The sequence below is a fragment of the Corynebacterium sp. HMSC06D04 genome (assembly GCF_001807315.1).
Classification (GTDB): Bacteria; Actinomycetota; Actinomycetes; order Mycobacteriales; family Mycobacteriaceae; genus Corynebacterium; species Corynebacterium simulans.
The window spans coordinates 19,988-40,573 of record NZ_KV788523.1; the positions used below are offsets into that span (position 1 = coordinate 19,988).

Annotated in this window: 16 protein-coding genes and 1 pseudogene; 7 read left to right on the plus strand and 10 right to left on the minus strand. The window is 61.2% G+C overall.

The features are described 5' to 3' along the window. Positions 1–34: 34 nt before the first annotated feature. Positions 35–661, minus strand: a complete 627-nt coding sequence (locus HMPREF3155_RS00355) for a carbonic anhydrase (protein WP_062037170.1) — start codon at positions 659–661, stop codon at positions 35–37. 47 nt (positions 662–708) lie between these two features. Between HMPREF3155_RS00355 and HMPREF3155_RS00360 the strand changes: the two genes are divergently transcribed. After that, a complete protein-coding gene (locus tag HMPREF3155_RS00360) occupies positions 709–1,572 on the plus strand; it encodes an HhH-GPD family protein (RefSeq protein ID WP_201057360.1) in 864 nt (287 codons plus the stop codon). 9 nt (positions 1,573–1,581) lie between these two features. Here the strand turns inward: HMPREF3155_RS00360 and HMPREF3155_RS00365 are convergent, their stop codons facing one another. Both HMPREF3155_RS00365 and HMPREF3155_RS12400 read right to left on the minus strand, forming a co-directional pair. Continuing rightward, entirely contained in the window at positions 1,582–2,850 is a 1,269-nt protein-coding gene (locus HMPREF3155_RS00365; protein WP_061924672.1) for a threonine/serine exporter family protein, read from the minus strand. Positions 2,851–2,897: 47 nt separating this feature from the next. After that, complete coding sequence (locus tag HMPREF3155_RS12400; RefSeq protein ID WP_005529875.1) at positions 2,898–3,068, minus strand: DUF4236 domain-containing protein; 171 nt, start codon at positions 3,066–3,068, stop codon at positions 2,898–2,900. A gap of 195 nt (positions 3,069–3,263) precedes the next feature. On the opposite strand from HMPREF3155_RS12400, the gene HMPREF3155_RS00370 reads away from it, so the two are divergent. Further along, a complete protein-coding gene (locus HMPREF3155_RS00370) occupies positions 3,264–4,511 on the plus strand; it encodes a lipase family protein (RefSeq protein WP_070432301.1) in 1,248 nt (415 codons plus the stop codon). Between the two features lie 101 nt (positions 4,512–4,612). Here the strand turns inward: HMPREF3155_RS00370 and HMPREF3155_RS00375 are convergent, their stop codons facing one another. Further along, positions 4,613–7,333 carry an ATP-dependent Clp protease ATP-binding subunit gene (locus HMPREF3155_RS00375; RefSeq protein ID WP_070432302.1) on the minus strand — a complete coding sequence of 907 codons (2,721 nt, stop codon included), beginning with the start codon at positions 7,331–7,333 and terminating at the stop codon, positions 4,613–4,615. A 251-nt stretch (positions 7,334–7,584) separates the two neighbouring features. Between HMPREF3155_RS00375 and HMPREF3155_RS00380 the strand changes: the two genes are divergently transcribed. Further along, positions 7,585–8,988 carry a hypothetical protein gene (locus HMPREF3155_RS00380; protein WP_083281212.1) on the plus strand — a complete coding sequence of 468 codons (1,404 nt, stop codon included), beginning with the start codon at positions 7,585–7,587 and terminating at the stop codon, positions 8,986–8,988. A gap of 13 nt (positions 8,989–9,001) precedes the next feature. Next, complete coding sequence (locus HMPREF3155_RS00385) at positions 9,002–9,628, plus strand: hypothetical protein (protein WP_070432303.1); 627 nt, start codon at positions 9,002–9,004, stop codon at positions 9,626–9,628. A 7-nt stretch (positions 9,629–9,635) separates the two neighbouring features. Here the strand turns inward: HMPREF3155_RS00385 and HMPREF3155_RS00390 are convergent, their stop codons facing one another. Next, on the minus strand, positions 9,636–11,060 hold the full coding sequence (locus HMPREF3155_RS00390) for an MDR family MFS transporter (protein WP_256374609.1): 1,425 nt from the start codon (positions 11,058–11,060) through the stop codon (positions 9,636–9,638). Between the two features lie 175 nt (positions 11,061–11,235). Between HMPREF3155_RS00390 and HMPREF3155_RS00395 the strand changes: the two genes are divergently transcribed. Together HMPREF3155_RS00395 and HMPREF3155_RS00400 are read left to right on the plus strand one after the other, a co-directional pair. Beyond that, on the plus strand, positions 11,236–11,676 hold the full coding sequence (locus HMPREF3155_RS00395) for a hypothetical protein (protein ID WP_062037152.1): 441 nt from the start codon (positions 11,236–11,238) through the stop codon (positions 11,674–11,676). 43 nt (positions 11,677–11,719) lie between these two features. Beyond that, a pseudogene (locus HMPREF3155_RS00400) lies at positions 11,720–12,793 on the plus strand (serine/threonine-protein kinase); the annotation flags it as partial. A 122-nt stretch (positions 12,794–12,915) separates the two neighbouring features. Here HMPREF3155_RS00400 and lysS read toward each other — a convergent pair. Further along, positions 12,916–14,493, minus strand: coding sequence for a lysine--tRNA ligase (gene lysS, locus HMPREF3155_RS00405; RefSeq protein WP_062043275.1), 1,578 nt, complete (start codon positions 14,491–14,493; stop codon positions 12,916–12,918). Between the two features lie 165 nt (positions 14,494–14,658). On the opposite strand from lysS, the gene HMPREF3155_RS00410 reads away from it, so the two are divergent. Continuing rightward, on the plus strand, positions 14,659–16,749 hold the full coding sequence (locus HMPREF3155_RS00410) for a PhoX family protein (protein WP_070432304.1): 2,091 nt from the start codon (positions 14,659–14,661) through the stop codon (positions 16,747–16,749). Positions 16,750–17,101: 352 nt separating this feature from the next. Here the strand turns inward: HMPREF3155_RS00410 and HMPREF3155_RS00415 are convergent, their stop codons facing one another. Genes HMPREF3155_RS00415 through HMPREF3155_RS00430 form a run of 4 tightly spaced genes read right to left on the minus strand, consistent with a single transcriptional unit; the run spans position 17,102 to position 20,581 of the window. Further along, a complete protein-coding gene (locus tag HMPREF3155_RS00415) occupies positions 17,102–18,016 on the minus strand; it encodes a 2-dehydropantoate 2-reductase (RefSeq protein ID WP_070432305.1) in 915 nt (304 codons plus the stop codon). A gap of 10 nt (positions 18,017–18,026) precedes the next feature. Then, positions 18,027–18,794 (minus strand): pantoate--beta-alanine ligase, encoded by a 768-nt coding sequence (locus HMPREF3155_RS00420; protein ID WP_070432306.1) that lies wholly within the window; start codon positions 18,792–18,794, stop codon positions 18,027–18,029. After that, positions 18,791–19,462, minus strand: coding sequence for a 6PGD fold domain-containing protein (locus HMPREF3155_RS00425; RefSeq protein ID WP_210385626.1), 672 nt, complete (start codon positions 19,460–19,462; stop codon positions 18,791–18,793). The genes HMPREF3155_RS00420 and HMPREF3155_RS00425 overlap by 4 nt, the downstream gene beginning before the upstream one ends. Further along, complete coding sequence (locus tag HMPREF3155_RS00430) at positions 19,463–20,581, minus strand: DUF6779 domain-containing protein (RefSeq protein WP_070432307.1); 1,119 nt, start codon at positions 20,579–20,581, stop codon at positions 19,463–19,465. It abuts the gene before it with no gap. Positions 20,582–20,586 lie beyond the last annotated feature (5 nt).

The window sequence follows — 20,586 nt, forward strand, 5'->3', positions numbered from 1 at the left end:
CCAGCCCTCGCCGCGTGTCTAGGCCTAAATGGCCCTAGTCCACGCCGTGGCGCACCACAGTTTCCACGCTGGAATCTTCCAGCAGGTAGCGCAGGCCGACAACGCCGAGCGTGCCGGCGTCGAGAAGCCGCCGCGCCGCCGGCACATCAGCGATGATCTGAGAGACCGTTTGGGCCGTGTTCTCGCGCTCGAAATCGGGCCTAGTCTCACGGCCTTGGCGCTTGGCCTGCAGCGCCGAAGCCGCGACCTTCTCAATGATGGGTCGCTGCAGCCCGGTCGGCAGGTTGATATCTCCGTTCAGGAACGCCGAGGCCGCACCCACCGCACCGCAGGACTGGTGACCCATCACCACGAGAAGGTTGGCGTTTAGGTTCTCCAAGGCATAGTCCAGCGAGGCAAGCACCGCGTTGTCCAGGATATGGCCGGCGGTACGAATGACGAAGGCATCGCCGAAACCGATGTTAAATACGTGCTCAATCGGGGCGCGCGAATCGGAGCATGCCAGCACGATGACGCGCGGGTCTTGGCCTCGGGTTAGCCGGGCGCGGAGGCGCGACTCAGTGTTGACGGAGATAGCGTTTCCACTGACCAGGCGCTCGTTTCCAGCTTGTAGGGCTTCCCAAACTTTTTGGGGATCTTTCGGGACTTTTGAAAGTGGCATGGATTCAACTGTAGTCCTGAACGCAGGCTGGCTTACACTGTTTCCCGATGATTAACACCGCTGCTCTTTTGGACTGGTTTGATTCAGCCGAGCGTCCCCTCCCCTGGCGCCGCCCCGGCACCTCCGCGTGGGGCGTCCTGCTCAGTGAGGTCATGAGCCAACAGACTCCAGTCGCACGTGTGGCTCCGGTGTGGGAGGAATGGATGCAGCGGTGGCCTACCCCGGCCGACTTCGCGGCGGCCTCCCGCGCGGAGGCGCTGCGCGCGTGGGGCAAGCTGGGTTATCCCCGGCGCGCGTTGCGCTTGTGGGAGTGTGCACAGGCCATAGGTGAAAAGCCGGTGCCAAGCGACGTCGAGAAGCTGCTGAAGCTGCCCGGCATCGGCGATTACACGGCGCGGGCGGTGGCTTGTTTCCACTACAAGCGCAACGTGCCGGTGGTTGATACCAATGTGCGCCGAGTTTACGCGCGCGCCGTGGACGGCCGCTTCCTGCAGCCGCAGCCTTCGAAGAAGGAACTTTCCGCCGTGGAAAAACTCCTCCCGCCAGAAAATGGTCCACGCTTTTCAGCCGCGCTCATGGAACTCGGTGCTTTGGTCTGCACGGCAAAGGCCCCCAATTGTGAAGGGTGCCCGCTACGCGAAGGTTGTGCCTGGCAGCTAGCGGGCTGCCCGCAGCCTAGTGAGGCCGAGCTTTCTAGGGCCAAAAAACGCGTGCAGAAGTTCCAAGGCACCGACCGCCAGGTGCGTGGGCTGATTCTGGATGTCCTGCGCGGCGCCGATGCCCCAGTGCCGAAGAGCAAAATCGATGTGGTGTGGTCCGATGCGGCGCAACGCTCGCGGTCGTTGGCTTCGCTGCTTGACGACGGCCTCGCGGAGCAAGATTCCCAGGGCCTTTTCCACCTGCCCCATTAATGCGGCGTTTTAGTAGCGCGAATCGTGTGGTTGGCGCGAGAAATCGATAAGCCGGCCCAGCGACCAGTCTTTATCAGTAAGCAGGCGCGCGAAGATAAGGCCGCAGCCGATGGAGAGCACAACCATCGAGGCTGTGGCGAGATTGGACAACGCTTGATCCATGTTGCCGGCATTCAAGTGATAGACAGAGCGGAACATCGCTGCGCCGGGAATCATGATGACTGCGGCGGGAACCGTGGTGGTGATACGTGGCAGATGCATGGTGCGCGCCACGCGCCCGCCCAGCAGACCGATGATCGTGCCGCCCACGAAAGCTGCGAAGTAGCTGGTCACTCCCAGCTCTAGGATGCCCAAGCGCACCATGTTGGCTACGGTGCCTACTATTGCGGCGGCAATCACCATGCGCCGCGAGGAATTAAACAGGAAGGCAAAGCCGGCGATGCCTAAGAAGCTAGCCAGGATGGCGGCTGCGTACCAGCTGGCATCGGGCACAGGTGGCGGCGCAATTGGGGTAAGTTCCGTGAACCAGCTGACCATGGCCACCGTGAAGGTAGCCGCGATGATGACGGTCAGTGCGTAGCTAAGCCGCGCCATGCCGGCGTCAAAGTCAAAGCGCGCCAAATCAATCAGCGCGGAAAACAGCGGGAAGCCGGGAATCAGGAAAAGTACTGCGGCTACATAGCCCGAGGAGAAGTCTGTGGGATTGGCTAAGCCAGCAATAGACAAAAGCTCGGTGCTCAGGAAGTAGACCAAGCTCGCCGTGGCGCCACCTGCCACAATGCAGCCGATCTGGTGCACGTGCTTATGATGCAGCGCCCACCTGACAAACTGCCCGCAAAAGGCAGCGAGCGCGACCAAGAAGACAACATAGGACTGGAAATAGTTAAGCACTGAGAAGGAAGCGCAGGCCACGCCCGCGGCAGTGGCCAAGGTAAAACCATTCCAGCGCTTGCGCACGTGAGACTCGATGTCATCGAGGAAAGCATCGAGTTCTTCCGCAGTAATGCCGGCGTAGAGGCGATTATGGGTGAGATCCTCAAGGGCTTCGATACGAGATGCGTCGACAGCTGGCGAATGCTGCTGCGCCACCACGGTGCGAAAAGCTCGCCCCTTATGGAAGGTGCACGTAATTTGGGTAACGCCTACGTTGGCGTCCAACCGGGAAAAGCCTAGAGCGCGGGCCGCGCGCTTCATTCCGCGCAGCGCACGATAGCCCGACGTGCCGGCGCCCATAAGCAGCATGCCAAGGCGCAGCACAACGTCGGCTTCAATGCCCATGCGGACATAGTCACTCGTAGGTTCTTCCATGGTTGCGACCTTGTAATTTAGCGCCAGCGTCCCCGGAAGTTCAGCCCGCCAGGCAGGTTGATCCACATGCCGCCGCGGGAGTTGAAGGTCACCGGCCCCACCTTGGTGGACATGGATGCCCCAGAGCCGGAGATGTTGATCCAGCTATTCTTGCCGGTTTTCTTACGAGATCGGTATTGAATGCCCATGGCTATACAGTTTAGCGCGGTGGTCTCAGCGCGCTATCGCATTGCGGCGCCTTAGCGCCCTACTCAATGTGCCTACATGCCAAATCGACGGGACAACGCCCGCAGATTCGGTCACGATTTGGCATCTAGGGCGGCAAAGCCGCAATCGCACGCCTCAGCCCGGAGAAAATCCCCCATGCCAGTAGACTGGAATCCGTGAATTTCCTGCGCCTTCTTACCCCTACTGTCACCAGCTTGCTCCTCTTTGCACCGAGCATGCCGGCTCAGGCTGCGCTGAGTTCTGGCTCCTCTATGGCGGGTTCCTCGCTCAGCAGCGCCCTCGTGGCGGATTTCTACGAAGATGAGCCCGAGGGCGTCGCCAATGCTGAGCCCGGCACCGTGCTGCGCCGCGAGAACATAGCGCCCGGGGTCGAACGCATTCTTTATTCCTCCCGGCTTGAAGATGGCACTCCCACTTATGTTTCGGGCACCGTCATGGAGCCGACTGAGCAGTGGGAAGGCCCGGGTGAGGCTCCCACGGTGGTGATGGCTCCGGGCACCCGGGGAATGGCGGATAGTTGTGCGCCTTCGCGAAGCAAGGGCTTTTTAGGCCCGGTCTCGTTGTTGGGGTCTTCCATCAATGTCAACTATGAATCCCCGTTGTATTCCAAGTTCCTGGACCGCGGAATGCGCCTGGTCATCACGGATTACATTGGTTTGGGTACCCCGGGTGTGCACACCTATGCCAACCGGCTTGAGCAAGGGCACGCGCTTATCGACGCCGCACGGGCCGCCGCATCTGGGCCCGTCGCATTCTTTGGCTATTCCCAGGGTGGCGGTGCTGCAGCCGCTGCGGCTGAGCTCGTTCCGGAATATGCGCCGGAGCTAGACCTGCGTGCGACTTTTGCGGGCGCTCCTCCGGCAGACCTAGTGAAGGTGCTCGCCGGTTCCCCACGGCTTGGGCCGAACTTGGCCTATGCCATTGAAGGATTTAGCGCCCGTTCGCAGGATTTCTCCGCCGCGGTCGACGAGTACTTCAACGCCAAGGGCAAGCACTGGTTGGAAGAAAACTCCCGCTCCTGCATCGTGGATTCCTCGATGCGCTGGTCCATGACGGATCTGTCCGAGCTCACCGACACTGGAATTTCGATGAGCGAGTTCATCACCTCCGATGAGCGGGTGCGCTCCGTGCTGGAAGCACAACGCATCGGCAACCTGCGCCCGGCCGGCAAGGTTTTGGTGGGCAGCGCACCCAACGACGACATCGTGGACCACGCCCAAGCAATGCAGCTAGCCACCGACTGGCAAGAGCTCGGCGGTGAAGTAGAAACCCTCGAAGACCGCGGCGGTGCACTCTCCTCCCGCGTTGCCGGCGGCCACATCGCAGGTCTTATCGGACAATATGAACCAGCAATCGATTGGCTCGAAGAGACCCTAAGCACCGAAGCAGATTCTGCGGAGTAGAGCAGAAACTTAGCGAACCTAGAAGAAGGAAAACGAAAGGGGCGCCTGCGTACTCATGTTGTACGCAGGCGCCCCTTTTGCTTTTCAGCTAGCGGCGAGCCTTAGAGTGGCTGGCCAGCACCAGCTGCTGGTGGGTTGCCCTCGCCGTCGTCATCATTGGACTCTGGCAAGACGTCGCTGGAGAGGATATCCGGGGTGTCGGTGGAATCTGCAGCGGTAGTCTCTTCCTCGTTCTCGCGCACCTCAGCGTCAGCGAGGTCATCCTCAAAGGTGCCCTCCGGTAGCGGGCGCGGACGCGGCGTGAAGGTGAAGGTGGCCTTGGAGTTGTCCTTGGACTCACCATCCCAGTTCTCCACGTCAACGGTGATGATTTCACCGGCGCCGATTTCGCCGAAGAGAATCTTCTCAGAGAGCTGATCCTCAATCTCGCGCTGGATGGTGCGACGCAGCGGGCGCGCACCGAGGACTGGGTCAAAGCCGCGCTTTGCCAGCAAGTCCTTTGCCTTCTGAGTCAGCTCGATGCCCATGTCGCGCTCAGCCAGCTGCTTCTCCACGCGGCCGATGAGAAGCTCAACCATCTCGACGATCTGCTCCTGAGTGAGCTGGTGGAAGACCACGATCTCGTCGATGCGGTTCAGGAACTCTGGGCGGAAGTGCTTCTTCAGCTCATCGTTGACCTTGTTCTTCATGCGCTCGTACTGCGCATCAGAGTCGTTCTCAGAGGAGCCGGTGAAGCCCAAGCCCACGGCCTTGGAAATGTCCTGGGTGCCCAGGTTCGAGGTGAAGATCAGAACGGTGTTCTTGAAGTCCACGATGCGACCCTGACCGTCGGCCAGGCGGCCATCCTCGAGGACCTGCAGCAAGGTGTTGTAAATCTCCTTGTGGGCCTTCTCGATCTCGTCGAAGAGAACCACGGAGAATGGCTTGCGGCGAACCTTCTCGGTGAGCTGGCCACCCTCTTCGTAGCCGACGTATCCCGGAGGAGCACCGAAGAGGCGGGACGCGGTGAAACGGTCGTGGAACTCACCCATGTCGATCTGGATGAGGTCATCATCAGAGCCGAACAGGAAGTTAGCCAGGGACTTGGAAAGTTCCGTCTTACCAACGCCGGACGGGCCGGCGAAGATGAAGGAGCCGGAAGGACGGCGTGGGTCCTTGAGGCCTGCACGGGTACGGCGGATAGCACGGGAGACGGCCTTGACGGCATCGTCCTGGCCAATAATGCGCTTGTGCAGCTCCTCTTCCATGTGCAGCAGACGGGAGGATTCCTTCTCCGTCAGCTTGAGCACAGGGATGCCGGTCCAGTGCGCCAGAACCTCTGCGATTTGGTCCTCGCCTACCTCGGCGATCTCCTCGAGGTCGCCAGAGCGCCACTGCTTTTCCTTCTCCGCGCGCTCTTCACCGAGCTTGCGCTCCTGGTCACGCAGGCCAGCTGCCTTCTCGAAGTCTTGAGCATCGATGGCGGTTTCCTTTTCCTTGCGCACCTGGGCGATGCGCTCATCGACCTCACGCAGGCCTTCCGGCGCGGTCATGCGCTTGATGCGCATGCGGGCGCCGGCCTCGTCGAGGAGGTCAACTGCCTTGTCCGGCAGGAAGCGGTCATTAATGTAGCGGTCAGACAACGATGCCGCAGCCTTCAGTGCTTCATCGGTGTAGGAGACGCGGTGGTGTGCCTCGTACTTATCGCGCAGGCCCTTGAGAATCAGGATGGTGTCATCCAAGGATGGCTCGTCCACCTTGACCGGCTGGAAGCGACGCTCCAGTGCGGCATCCTTCTCGATGTGTTTGCGGTACTCATCGAGCGTGGTTGCACCAATGGTCTGCAGCTCGCCACGGGCTAGCTTTGGCTTCAGCAGCGAAGCAGCATCGATAGCACCCTCTGCGGCACCTGCACCAACGAGGGTGTGGATCTCATCGATGAACAGGATGATGTCACCGCGCTGGTTAATCTCCTTCAGGACCTTCTTCAGGCGTTCCTCAAAGTCACCGCGGTAACGGGAACCTGCAACGAGGGAACCCAAGTCCAGCGAGTAAAGCTGCTTATCCTTCAGGGTCTCTGGGACCTTGCCGTTGACGATGTCGAGAGCCAGGCCCTCAACGACGGCGGTCTTACCAACGCCCGGCTCACCGATGAGGACCGGGTTGTTCTTGGTACGGCGGGAAAGCACCTGCATGATGCGCTCAACCTCGGACTCGCGGCCGACAACTGGGTCAAGCTTGCCGTCCTTGGCTGCCTGGGTGAGGTTACGGCCGAACTGGTCCAGCACCAGGGAGTTGGAACGCTCGCCGGAACCCGACGGCGCGGTGCGGCCGCCAGAACCAACGCCGGCGCCAGCGCCGACGGGACCGCCCTGGGACTGGCCGTCATTTTCACCATTGCCACCCTCGTAACCAGAAAGCAGCTGGATAACCTGCTGACGCACGCGTGGAAGGTCAGCACCGAGCTTGATCAGCACCTGCGCAGCAACGCCTTCACCCTCACGGATGAGGCCGAGCAGGAGGAACTCGGTGCCGATGTACTTGTGGCCCATCTGCAGGCCCTCGCGCAGGGAAAGCTCCAAGACCTTCTTAGCGCGTGGAGTAAACGGAATGTGGCCGGTGTGCGGCTGGGAGCCGTGGCCAATGATTTCCTCAACCTCGCGGCGCACGTCCTCGAGCGAGATGCCCATGGACTCGAGGGCCTTTGCGGCAACGCCTTCACCCTCGTGGATGAGGCCGAGCAGGATGTGCTCGGTGCCGATGTAGTTGTGGTTGAGCATGCGTGCTTCCTCCTGCGCCAAAACGATGACGCGGCGAGCACGGTCAGTAAACCTCTCGAACATTGCCTTATACCTCTATGCTTTCGCTAATAATGTGTCATCCACTCTAACGCGCTGACTGGACATGCAATTCGCCGTTTTTTAAACCCACCCATCTATATACCCATTTCCCCTGCTCACACCACTGTACGCCGGTAGCGAACAGGAAGTTTATGCCACTTGTATGCCCCTTTTCGCTTAGCGATGTCCGTTTGGCCGTTACTCTTAATTAAGAAACGCACCCTATACCGCTTGCCTTTAAAGGATGAATCCCTGTGAAAAAGCTCCCTGAGTTCTTCTCTACTCAGCATCAACTTCGTCAGCTTTCCGTAATGGACGAATCCCCGGTCTCCACGCTTTTCGGTGTCGTGGACTCCTCTAATAAGCCAATGACGGTCGAGCTTTTTGAGCCCAACCACCGCGGTGCGGTTAAGCAAGCCTCCGCGCTTTCCGACGTCCACCATCGCTCCATCGCCCCGCTCGTCGGCACCGGAACCACAGAAAAGGGCCAGGACTTTCTGGTGCGCGCCGCACTTTCCGGCGAGCCGCTTTCTACCTTCACCGGCTCTGGCCTAGGCGCGCAGCATCTCACCAAGACCGAGGCGCTTTCAGTTTTTACTCCTTTGGCCGAGGCAGTGGATTACCTGTTGCAGAACAACCAGGCGGGCTTTGCCATGCATGCGCTGCATCCGCGCCGCATCATGGTTACGGGTTCGCGCAGCAATGCGGTGCTGTGTGCGGCAGGCCCGGGCGTGGGCAACGTCACCGCTGAGCAGGTCACGCAGCGCTTTGCGGAGCTCATTAAATCTGCGCATCCGGAGTTCAAACCAGATTCCCAGTTCAACTCGGCTGGCTCGGTTATCGACGCCCTGCGTCACGCCTCTACTTCCACGGGTACCGCTGCAGCGGGCGTCGCTGCAGCGGGAGCAGCTGGTGCCGCAGGCGCAGGTTTTGCTTCCCAGTTCGCCAGCCCGCAAGCTGCGGCAACCCGCGAGCAAACCCACCCGCAGACGCAGCCTCAGCCAGCGCAGCAGGCCCCGCAGCAGCAGATGCCACCGCAGTACATGCCTCAACAGCAGCCGATGATGCAGCAAGGCCAGTACCAGCAGGGGTTCCAGCAAGGCTACCCACAAGGCCAGCCGCAGGGGCAGATGCAGGGCCAACCACACGGCGCGGAATTTGCTACACCGGTTGCAGAAAAGAAGTCCGGCTCTGGCAAGAAGACCGGCCTCATCGCGCTGTGCGCCGCACTGGCAGTGGTCGTTCTCGCCGCCGCCGGCATCTTCTTCTTCAAGCAGTACCCGGGCTGGAACGATGATGAAAGCAACCTCGCAGAGGCCTACCCTGGCCTGCTGGGCTCGCGCAGCGGCACCTCCGGCTATGGCGATACCAAGTGCCACCACCGCGAGCCGGAGGAAGGCCAGCTGGCGAAGATCACCTGTGAGGGCGAGGACCTAAGCTATTCTGTCGCCTCCTACGAATCCGTGGAAGCCCGCGACGCCATCCTGCCTTCTGATCCCACCGAGCTTTCCAATGGTCAGTGCACCGTCCAGAGCTTCGAAGCCCCGAACGCCGAGGAGCCGACCTATTACATGGCAGTGCCTGGCACCCAGTCCGCCTTCATTATCTGGGGCGCAGACGCGGAGAACGCGCGCCTAAAGATGCAATTGTGCGCCTAAAGGAGCAGCGACCATGGATAAATCGCAGGAAAACAAGACCATCTACATCGCGGTTGCCGTCGCAGTCCTAGCACTTATTGCACTGGTAGGTGGCAGTGTTCTGGCCATGCGAATGCTAGGCGGTGCCAAAGAAAATGCGCAGTCCCAGCTAGCCCCACTTGCCGAAGCCCCTACAACTGAGAGCACCGCGAAAGAGGATGAGAATTCTAAAAGCAGCCGACGCACTGAGAGCGAGAAATCTGAAGAAGCTGCAACCATAACCGAGACCGTGGAGCAGACGGTCACGCAGGAATACACGGCTCCTGCCCCGACTAAGTCCAACCCGGGCCTGCCCGCTGGATTTAATCCCGCCACCGTGGCTTGCGACGGCCACGGCGTGCTCATCGTCGATTCCGTCGTGGCCGGCAGCCCAGAAGAGGCCCTTCCACAGCTTGAGCGCTCAGTCGCTGCCTACCCCGGCGCGGAATACTACAACCCAGGTATCTGCCCATCTGTGCGCGGCGAGGTAGCAGAGGGCAAGGTCTACCCGGTGGCCATCGATTATGGCTTCGATACCGATGCTCTGTGTTCCGCAGCTTCCCGCCTGGGTGGCAACCCGCGTATCCTCTCCAACCGTGCGGAGTTCCTCTCCCCCTGCTAGCTAGAGGCTAATCCTGCGGAACCGGACGCAGCATCGGCGCGAGCACGAGTGCCACAAGCGATGCGACGGCCGCGAACAAGAATGCCCAGTGCGTGCCCTGTGCGGTGGCGGCGGCTTCGTCCATGCCCGCCTCCATTCCAGCAACAGTGCCGCGGGTCAAGAAGACCACTAGGAAGGCCGTGCCCATCGCACCGGCAAGCTGCTGCAGAGTGTTCATGATTGCCGAGCCATGCGAGTAGAGCTCATTCGGCAGCGAGGACAAAGCCGTAGTCATTAGCGGAGTCATCATAAGGCCAATACCCACCGCAAAGGTCACGTGCATGACCACCACAAGCCACACCGGAGAGCCCTCCCCCAGCGTTGCCATCGCGCCAAGCCCCAACACCAGCAGGATGGCGCCAGGAATCATCAACGGGCGCGGGCCATGAGAGTCATAGATGCGCCCCACAAATGGCGAGACAAGGCCCTGCAGCAGGCCGCCCGGCATCACCACCAGGCCAGTAACCAAGGCGGAAACGCCGAGGGAGGTTTGCAGGTAAATCGGCAAAACCGTCACCGAGCCCAGCATCAGCCCAAAGGAAACGAGCATGATGACCACGGCAATCGTGTAATTGCGCACGCGGAAGGGGCGCAAGTCCATCAGCGCGCGGTTTTCCTTGCCCAACGCTAGCTGTCGCTTAGCAAAGACAACCAAAGCAACCACGCCCACCACGGTGGCGATAATTTCCACCAGGCCTCCGCCTTCCAGCATCTTCTCGATGGATGAAAGCCCGTAGACCAGCCCGCCGAAGGCGAATACCGAAAGCACCACCGACAATGGGTCCAGCGGGGTATCGCGGCTTTCCCCGACGTCGACAAGCTTGGCCATGCCCGCTACCACCAGCAACGCCATCAGCGGAGCCATCGCCCAGAAGATGAAGTGCCAGCTCAAAGCATTAACAATCGCGCCGCCCACCGTGGGGCCCAGGGCGGGAGCCACCGAAATGACAATCGAGATGATGCCCATCACCGATCCACGGCGCTGCGGCGGAACCAGGGTCATAGCCACCGTCATCAACGTCGGAATCATTAGCGCCGTGCCCGCCGCCTGGACCACGCGCCCAGCAAGCAAGACCAAGAAAGCCGGCGCCAGCGCCGCAATCACGGTGCCGGCGAGGAAGAGTCCGGTCGAAGCAAAGAAGATCTGCCTGGTGCTAAAGCGCTCCAGCAGGTACCCCGTGGTGGGAATGACCACACCCATGGTCAGCATGAAACCCGTGGTCAGCCACTGCGCCGCCGTCGCCGGGATGGAAAAGTCTGCCATGACGGCAGGCAATGCCACCGACAACGAGGTCTCGTTCAAGATCATAATCATGGCGCCCAAGACCAGAATCGTGAGGTTAATAACTACGTCGCGGGACAAGGAATCGGGAGCAGAAGAATTTTGGGACACGAAGACAGAGATTAGGGCAGTCCCGCGCGCATCTTGCAGCAAGACCAGGCGTTTGTGAGAAAAGACACTTCAAAGGCGATCTGGGGAGTTCTCCCGAGTGCGGCAATGTAGTTGGAAAGATGATTTAGCCGTACACCGCCATTTTCTCCACTTCTTCGAATCGGACGGAGTGTGATTGGTCAAAAACATCGGCAATTTCCTGACCGTCACGATGTCTTCGACCAGCAACCGCGCTTATTCTCCTATCCGCGTTGTTCCCCAAACCACCGCCATCATTCCACTTGGCTCCTCGCTTTTGCGTTTTTCCACCAAGATGATGCGCTATGAATTAGAGCTCGTGCAGGGCACCCCTGTCACAGAACCCGAGGTAGATAGCCTGCCAAACGCAGAATTTACCCGGAATACTTTCGAGCCCAATTACGAGCAGCGCCGCGTGCTCGAAGCTCTCGCGCGCCCGCTTCTCAAGGATCCCAGCGCCGTGCCGCGCGTGGTGATTCCTTCTACCAAGGAACTGGCCGAGGAATCGACGAGCGCTACACCGACATCCGCCTCATCGCTGAGGGCGGCATGGGGCGCGTGTACTACGCGCGCCAAAAGGACTTGGAACGCGACGTAGCCATCAAGGTCATCAAGGCCACCCCAGCCCCGATGCACGCGAGCGTTTCCGCGCGGAGATGCGGCGCATGAGCCACCTCAGCCACTCCGCCATCGTTCCGGTTTACACCGGCGGCACGACGGAAGGTTTGCCCTATTTTGTCATGCGCTACGTAGAGGGCGGCACGCTTTACGACGTCCTGAAGGTCCGCAAGGCCGCAGGGCTCCACTTCGACTTGGCCGAGGTTGCTATCTATCTCGAACCTATCGCACAGGCATTGGACTACCTGGCCAGCCTTCCCACGCCGGTTGTCCACCGCGATGTGAAACCCGCAAATATCCTGGTCCCCGATGATCCGCGCCCCTCGGCGACGGTCCTGACAGACTTCGGTATTGTGCTCTACGAAGAGGATAATCGCATCACCTCCGAGGGCATGCGCGTGGGCACGGATGCCTATTTGGCACCGGAGCTCTATCCGACGTCGCTTAGCGCAAAGGCGCCCTCCGCCACCGCGGCGAGCGATCGCTATGCCCTCGCACTCATCGCGCTAGAAATGCTCACACTGGAGAATCTGCGCGAGCACTACAACCAGCAGCAATGGGCGCATTCGCGCCTGATTCCGGAAATCACCGCGCAGGACTTAGGCCCGCGCAACCAAGACTTTGCTGAGCACATCAACACGGTGCTGCACAAGGCTCTCGCGGAAAATCGGGCGCGCCGCTATACCAGCGCACAGGAGTTCATCGAGGAGCTGACCACGCCCACCGCTACCCCGCGGCGCAAGAGTACAGCGCGCAAATGGCTTCTAGCCGCGATGGTACTCGGTCTCTGCGGCATCGGCGTGGCCGGTGCATGGAATTACCTAGCCAAAGAAGACTGGAGCGGAACGCAAAAGGAAATCGCAGCAGAATATCCCCAAATTGTGGGCGAGAAGGAAGGCGGCACCGGCTGGGAAGGCCTGAAATGCAACCCGCAGGAGGTGGCAGCGGAGGCGCCGATGGAGGCGTCGATAAGCTGCTCCAGCCCGCGCCAGCAGATAAGCGTGCTGGAATTTGCCTCCTCCGACGCGCGCAGCGATTTCAAAAAGCCTCCCCTGGGCGGGGTAGTGCGCGCAAGGAAGGCGATCGCTGCAGCTTAGAGGTCGTGGCTTATGCAGACGACCTCACCGGATTCTACCCCGACGGAAAACACTCGAATTTTGTGATTTTCTATCGGGGCGAGCTGGAATCCGCAGCCGAGATTCCAGCCTGCTAAAGCCGTCTACTTTTCCGGTTTCACGATTGGGAAGAGAACCGTCTCGCGGATGCCCAGGCCGGTAAGTGCCATGAGCAGGCGGTCCATGCCCATGCCGGTACCGGCTGTTGGAGGCATACCCTGCTCCATGGCGGCCAGGAAGTCCTCGTCGAGAACCATGGCTTCATCGTCGCCGCCGGCGGCCAGGCGGGCCTGATCCTCGAAACGCTCGCGCTGGATAACCGGGTCCACCAGCTCGGAATAGCCGGTGGCCAACTCGAAGCCGCGGACGTAGAGATCCCACTTCTCGGTAACGCCCGGGATGGAGCGGTGCTGACGAGTCAGCGGGGAGGTCTCAACCGGGAAGTTCTTGACAAAGATTGGGCCCTCGAGCTGGTCCTCGCACAGGACTTCCCAAATCTCCTCGACCAGCTTGCCGTGGCCCCAACCGCCGTTCTTTGGAACGTCCAGGCCGATGACCTTGGCAATCTCCTTGAGCTCTTCCACGGTGGAGTCGATGGTGACCTCCGGCTGGCCCGGGAACTTGCGGGCAAGCGCCTCGTTCAGGGATGGGTACATCTCGATTTCCGGCCATTCCTCGCCGCCGAAGTCATACTCGGTGCCATCAGCCAGGGTGACCTTGTGGGAGCCGAAGACGGCCTCGGCCACAGCCTGGATGGACTCGCGAGTGGTGCGAGCACAATCGTTGTAATCGCCCCAGGCCGCGTAGGTCTCGAGCATGGCGAATTCCGGAGAGTGGGAGCGGTCGACGCCCTCGTTACGGAAGTTGCGATTGATCTCGAAGACGCGGTCGATGCCGCCAACGACGGCGCGCTTCAAGTACAACTCCGGCGCAATGCGCAGGTAAAGGTCGATGTCGAGAGCGTTGGAGTGGGTCACGAACGGGCGAGCTGCCGCGCCACCGTGCAAGGTCTGCAGCATCGGGGTCTCGATCTCGACGAAGCCCTGATCCTCCATGTAGTTACGCAGCGCGCGCATGACCTTCACGCGGGTCATCGCGTTCTTGCGAGCCTCCTCGCGCACGATGAGATCGTTGTAGCGCTGGCGCACGCGGGTCTCTTCATTCATGTCCGCGAAGGAAACGGGCAGCGGGCGCAGGGACTTCGCCGCCATGGTCCACTTGGTGGCCATGATGGAAAGCTCGCCGCGGCGCGAAGCGATGACGCGGCCGCGCACGGAGACGAAGTCCCCCAAGTCAACGTCGGACTTCCAGGCAGCCAGCTGCTCTTCGCCGACCTCGGCCAAAGAAAGCATGGCCTGTACCTGGGTGCCGTCACCGTCCTGCAGGGTGGCAAAGCAAAGTTTGCCGGTGTTGCGCATGAAGATAAGGCGGCCGGCGATGGCGTGCTCGACCTCGGTCTCGTCGCCTGCGTGCAGGTAGGTTACGTCGGCTTCCTGGCCCGGCTCTTGATCTTCTGCCAGGACCTGGAACTTGTGGCGAAGGTCCTTCATGGCGATGGTGCGGTCAACGGTGACCGGGTATGCCTCGGTGCCTTCAGCCAGCAGGCGCTCGCGCTTTTCGCGGCGGATGCGCAGCTGCTCAGGGACGTCGTTTACTTCGGGGGTATTCTTCTGCTCGCTCACGATTGTCTAGGGTAGTCGATCCCCTTAAGACAGTGCGATCTCGTACCCGTTTAACGAGTGTTCATTCAAATGACATTTCGATTACACAGGCTGTAAATGCAGATGCGCTTATATAAGCTCCGGCAAACCTCATGACCTAAAACATGAAATCAGGAGCATCACATAATGGCACTCAAAGGCCTTAACCTCTTTACTTCCTCGCGTTCCTCGCTGACCTGCACCTACAAGTGCGGCAACGCCTGCTTGGGCGAATGCGATAACCCTTCCAACAACTCCTACTTCGGTGACCGTTTCACCACCCCGCTTTCTCGCCGTACCGCACTGCGCGCGGGCGGCCTCAGCGTGGTTGCAGTAGGCGGTTCGGCAGCCCTGGCCGCCTGCTCTGGCGACGGCGCGGGCCCGGGTGACTCCGAGGGCAACGCAGGCGCCGGCAAGACTACCGATGCCAAGGTCGAGCTCACCTCTGCAGAGGGCATGCAGTTCGATGCGGTCCAGCCAAACACCAAGGACGAGGTCGTTGTACCGAAGGGCTACGAGCAGTCAGTGCTCATCGCCTGGGGTGACCCGGTGATTGAGGGGGCACCGGAATTCGACGTCGATAAGCAAACTGCGGAAGCTGCGAAAAAGCAGTTCGGCTTCAACAATGACTTCGCGGGCCTCATCGAGCACCCGGACAACCCGGAGCGTCTGGTCTACATGTGCTCCCACGAGTACACCACTGAGCCGATGATGTTCCCGGATTATGACCCGGAGAACCCCACCGAAGAGCAGGTCAAGATCGGCTGGGCTGGCCACGGCCACACCATCCTGGAGGTCTCCAAGGTTGGCGATACCGGCGAGCTCAAGCGCGAGTTCGGCCCGCTGAACCGCCGCATTACCGCAACTACCCCGTTCCAGCTGGTTGGCCCTGCTAAGGGCAGCGACCTGGTCAAGACCAAGGCCGATCCAAAGGGTGAGACCGTAAGCGGCACGCTGAACAACTGCTCCGGCGGCGTGACCCCATGGAACACCATGCTTTCTGGCGAGGAGAACTTTGACCAGTACTTCGCTGCTGGCGATATCAAGGACGAGAAGGCAAAGAAGTCGCTGGAGCGCTTCGGTATTGAGGACAAGGAAACCGCCCGCAAGTGGGAGCGCTTCGACGACCGCTTCGACTGCTCCAAGGAGCCAAACGAGCCAAACCGCTTCGGCTGGATCGTTGAGATTAACCCGCTGGACCCAACCTCTACTCCGGTCAAGCACACCGCGCTGGGCCGCTTCAAGCACGAGGCAGGCAACATCCACATCGCTGATGACGGCACCGTAGTCTGCTACTCCGGCGATGACTCCCGCTTCGAATACATCTACAAGTTCATCTCCACCAAGAAGTACGAAGAGGGCAACATCGAGCACAACCTCTCCATCCTGGACCACGGCACCCTGTACGTCGCCGTGATGGAGGGCAACTCCCCTGAGGACGAAATCGACGGCTCGGGCGTTCTGCCTGAGGACGGCGCCTTCGACGGCAAGGGCAAGTGGGTCAAGCTGCTGACCTCTGACACGGAGAACAACAAGTTTGAATCTCACGTTGATGGCTTCAGCGCGGAAGAGGTTGCGATCTTTACCCGTGAAGCTGCTGACAAGGTGGGGGCTACCAAGATGGACCGCCCTGAGGACATCCAGGTCCACCCGGATTCCCACAAGGTCTACGTGGCGCTGACCAATAACTCCTACCGCGGCGCTACCGGCGAGAACGCCAAGAAGAACAAGGAAGATGCCAAGGAATGGGCTCCAGTCAAGGAGAACAAGAACGGCATGGTCATGGAAATTGACGATGACCACGTCGGCGAGTCCTTCACCTGGAACCTCTTCCTGGTCTGCGGCGACCCGAATGAAGCCAACACCTACTTCGGCGGTTTCGATAAGTCCAAGGTCTCCCCGATTTCCTGCCCGGACAACCTGGCCTTCGACAACCACGGCAACCTGTGGATTACCACTGACGGCAACGCACTGGACAGCAACGACGGCCTCTATGCGGTCACCACCAGCGGCGATACCCGCGGTGAGCTGAAGTGCTTCCTCACGGTTCCGGCCGGCGCAGAGACCTGTGGCCCAATCGTTGACGACGACCGCGTCATGGTCAACGTCCAGCACCCGGGCGAGGCTGACGACGCCACCTTCGACGCCGCGACCTCCCACTGGCCTGACGGTGGCAAGTCCACCCCGCGCCCGGCCGTGGTCGTGGTATGGAAAGACGGCAAGATTGGCGTTAACTAGCTCGCTCTCCTTTTCGCCGCTCGCCTTTGGCCGCTGCCTAGTCATTTGGCCACCACATCACCATTTGGCTGCTGCCTAACTAAATGGTGAGGAACAAATGGTGAGGTCACCCAACAATAATCACACTGGCCAACACAGGCCGCAGTGGTTACGGGGTGACCTCACCATTTGCATTTGTGGCGCGCACTACCTCGCCGCTACTCCACCACTTTCCATTTACCCAGGCCTGGATACCAAGACCTCAAGGTCGCGGTCCGGGCGCGAAAAATGACAGCGCACCGCGAACAGGAGGTCTGGGGTTTCCAGGGGTGCAGTTCCAGGCCTGAGTGCTTGCTCAGTGAGGGTGGTCGCGCTAGTTGCGGAGCTGGGCCTCCAACACGTCCTGAGCAAAGTCAAAGAGCGGGGTCGCAACTCCAGCGCGCTGGCCCATCCGGCGAATGGCGCCGACCTGGGCATCGAGCTCGTTGGGCAAACGGTCCTTGATATCACGCTGCATTGATGTCGTGGCCTGCGGATACTGTTCGCGGGCGAAACCCATCGTCTGCTCCACCACGTTATTCGGCAGCGCGACCTCCAACGCTCGAGCGACGGTCTCGACCTCGCGCATGAAGGCTTCCAACTGCCCCGGGATTTCGTCGATGAGGTAACCAATCGGCCGGTCAACCAATGCGCCCAAAGTGCCCGTGGTGGTTACGAACATGGCCTTGGCCCACACATCGACCAATGGTTCCGCATGATATTTGCCCCGCGCGCCGGCTTCGTTCAAGGCAGCGGCCAACTGCTGCCCCACCGGAATCGAGCCCGCCATCGGGCCGAATGCCAAGCTCAACGGACCGGGGTTGCGCTTAATCTTCGCCGACCCCAGGCGGGTCGCGAAGACGCGAGCAACACCAGCCAGCACATTTTCCTCACCGAAATGCGCTGCAGCCAAGTACGGAATCTCCACCGAATTATGGGTGGTCACCACGGGAATACCCGTGAGCGATTCCGGATCTGGGCCGAAAGTGTCATTCCCCGGCAGCGCTTTCGTGGCGATAATGGCCACGTCGAGTCCGCCCAATTGCTCAATTAGCTCGGCAAACGTTTCCGCCGCCGGTGGGGAGGGGATGAAGGTTTCGTTATCAGAGGCGTCGATAAGCGTGAGCCCCGAGCGCAGGGCTTCCAGGGTCTTGCCGCGGGCTACGTAGCCCACCTCGTGGCCTGCCTGCGAAAGAGTGCCGCCAAAGTAACCGCCAATGGCGCCTGCGCCCAGAAATCCAATCTTCATGGGTTCCAGACTAGCTATCTTGGTTCTCCAAATTGCGGAAACCGATACCCAATGGCAGGCCGACGCTATCGATCAGCCGCACCCCGCCGAGTGTGGCCGCGACAAAGAGGCGCGCGTCGCCCTCAGCCGGCGGCTCGCCCAAGTCACGGCTGCGCAGTTCCAAGTACTCCGGTTCCACACCTGCAGCAGCCAGCACCTCGCGCGTTACCTCAAGTACCTTCTCAGCACCAGATTCAGCCGCATAGGCACCCGCGGTCAGCGCCGCCGACAACGCACTAGCTTGCTCGCGAGCCTCCGGCGCCACGTCCGCATTGCGCAGGCTCATCACCACGCCATCAGCCATGCGTACCGCCGGCACGCCCTGGACGCGCACGCCCAGGTGCAGGTCGGTGCACGCCTGCTGGGTCGCGACGAGCAGCTCGTAATCCTTCTCGCCCATGACGACGTCGCTTGGCGCAAGCGCACCAATCAGACCAATGATGCGCGTTAGCTCAGCGCTAATGTCCTCCATGCCATGCCACTGCGGCACGATCCGCGTGCGTTCGGGGGCTTGGGGCGCATGCCAGACGACGTCGACTTCGCCAAGCAGCTGTGCATCCTGCAGGTCGGTGAGCGCCACGACGACCACCGCGCCGCGAATCCGGCGGGCGGCCTGCACCAGCGCCAGGTGCCCCGCGTGCACGCCGCGACCAAGGGGAACCAGGACTACGCGGCGGCCGGTCTTGCGGTAGGCGCTGCCCACCATGCGAATGCGTTCGATGTCCTCGACGATGTTCATCGGTTCTCCTCCTGTAGCGCCCACATTTCTAGTTCTTCGCGGCGAAAGACCTCGCCGAATCGCCGGGCCGCTTCGACGAAGGCGCGGCGCATTCCGGGTTCGGTGATGCCCCGATACGCCGCGATGATTTCGGCGCTTTCGGCCGCTTCGAGGGCCTCGGCGCTTTTGACCAGAGTCTCGCTGAAGACGTCCTCGTTCGCGCGCACGGCCAGCTCGGTCATCATCTGGGCATAGTACACGCGGGCGGCAAACGCGGGCCTTTCGCTATCGCTTAGCGACGCCCCGCTGGCTTGGAACTCCCCCAACACCAGCTCGGCGATGGTTTGGCCAAGCTCATCGATGGTCGTGGTGGCCCAGCGGCGCGCATGGCACGGCGCGATGGCGGCGACGACGCAGCCGCGGGTCTCTAAGGGATCGAGCACCTGCACTCCGCGGGAAAGGCAAGTGTGAAACACGATGAGGCCGTCGTGCACGTAGGTTTCGAGCATGTCGACGGCCTGCTCCAAGCGGGCATCGCCAAGCGCGATGATGAGTGCTTGATAGTCCTGTAGCTCGGTTAGTTCTGTGAGCGGCTCCACGGTGTGGCCGACCATGCGCATCTCCTCAGCGAGAAGCTGGCCGGCTTGTGAGTTTCCGAAGAGCGCGACGCGCATCCGCGGTGCGCGCATTTACTTCTTCTTTTTCATTGCGGCCATGAGCTCGGCCACTGAGACAGAACCCTCGCGTGGCTCGTCGCTACGGCGACGGCCGCGGGAGCCTTCCTGCTCCGGCGCGCGGTGCTTATGGCTAGCGTGCTGCGCCGCCCTTGCCGGCTGCGGCTGCGGCTGCGCCTGTTGGCCCTGCTGTGCGCCAGCAGACTGCGCGGCGTTGGCAGCGTGGTGGCCGCTAGCCTGCGCGGACTTGGTCTCTGCCGGCTTGGAGTGGGAGGACTGCTGGCCATCCCAGCGCACGGTCTGGAAGGAAGCGGTGTCGAAAGTCGACTGCGGGGACTTCTGCGGCTGGCCGCCTGGGAAGTGCTGGCTCGGCTTTGCGGAGGCCGGCTTCGCCTGCGGCTGCTGCTGGGCAGTCGCCTGCTGGTCCTGCGGCTGTTGTGCCTGCTGTGCCTGCCCCTGTGCTGGGAAGGTCGGGCGTCCAAAGGACTGGCGGGCGCGCTCCTGGGCCTGGCGCTGCGCCTGCTGGGACTGCTGGGCCTGCGCCTGCTGGGACTGCTGAGTCTGCTGGCCGCGCTGCTGGACCTTTTGGGAGATGATGTCATCCAGCGGGTTGTGCTGCGGGGTGCGGGCGCTGGGCTGGGAGCCGAGGCGGCCGGCGACGGCGTCGGCAGTTGGCGCACCCTTGGAAGCCTGGGTGAAGTTGACCTCTGGCTCGCGGGTCTTTTCCTCAAGCTCCATGATGCGGCGTGCCTCTGCGTGCAGCGCGGCTGGCTCATAGGTGAACTCGCGGCCAGACAGCTCCTCAATCTGGGCGCGGATGGAAGCCAGCTCCCGGCGAATTTCCTCCATAATGTCGGAATCACCCTGGGTTGGCTCGACCTTGCGGGCGCGCTCAGATTCCAGCAGCGCGGCCGATTCCGCGGCCTCACGGCGGTAGCGCACCACCATGAAAAAGCCCAGGACAGCCGCCCACAATGCGGCGATGAGCGCCAGCTTCAAAGCACTAGCAGAGCCCGAAATGAGCATGACCAAGCTGGCGATGACGGCCAAAATCACCAGTGCAATAAGGCCAATCGAGCCGGCGTCTGCTTTCTTGGGGGCGGATTGCTGTGGTTCAGGGGTCGGAGCAGTCATGGAAA

Excerpts from the sequence above, each read along its gene's own strand:
- HMPREF3155_RS00410 (WP_070432304.1), top strand. The coding sequence starts at position 14,659 with ATGGCACTCAAAGGCCTTAACCTCTTTACTTCCTCGCGTTCCTCGCTG.
- HMPREF3155_RS00420 (WP_070432306.1), bottom strand. The coding sequence starts at position 18,794 with ATGAACATCGTCGAGGACATCGAACGCATTCGCATGGTGGGCAGCGCC.
- HMPREF3155_RS00360 (WP_201057360.1), top strand. The coding sequence starts at position 709 with ATGATTAACACCGCTGCTCTTTTGGACTGGTTTGATTCAGCCGAGCGT.
- HMPREF3155_RS00355 (WP_062037170.1), bottom strand. The coding sequence starts at position 661 with ATGCCACTTTCAAAAGTCCCGAAAGATCCCCAAAAAGTTTGGGAAGCC.
- HMPREF3155_RS00415 (WP_070432305.1), bottom strand. The coding sequence starts at position 18,016 with ATGAAGATTGGATTTCTGGGCGCAGGCGCCATTGGCGGTTACTTTGGC.
- HMPREF3155_RS00375 (WP_070432302.1), bottom strand. The coding sequence starts at position 7,333 with ATGTTCGAGAGGTTTACTGACCGTGCTCGCCGCGTCATCGTTTTGGCG.
- HMPREF3155_RS00365 (WP_061924672.1), bottom strand. The coding sequence starts at position 2,850 with ATGGGCATTGAAGCCGACGTTGTGCTGCGCCTTGGCATGCTGCTTATG.
- HMPREF3155_RS12400 (WP_005529875.1), bottom strand. The coding sequence starts at position 3,068 with ATGGGCATTCAATACCGATCTCGTAAGAAAACCGGCAAGAATAGCTGG.
- HMPREF3155_RS00430 (WP_070432307.1), bottom strand. The coding sequence starts at position 20,581 with ATGACTGCTCCGACCCCTGAACCACAGCAATCCGCCCCCAAGAAAGCA.
- HMPREF3155_RS00425 (WP_210385626.1), bottom strand. The coding sequence starts at position 19,462 with ATGCGCGCACCGCGGATGCGCGTCGCGCTCTTCGGAAACTCACAAGCC.
- HMPREF3155_RS00385 (WP_070432303.1), top strand. The coding sequence starts at position 9,002 with ATGGATAAATCGCAGGAAAACAAGACCATCTACATCGCGGTTGCCGTC.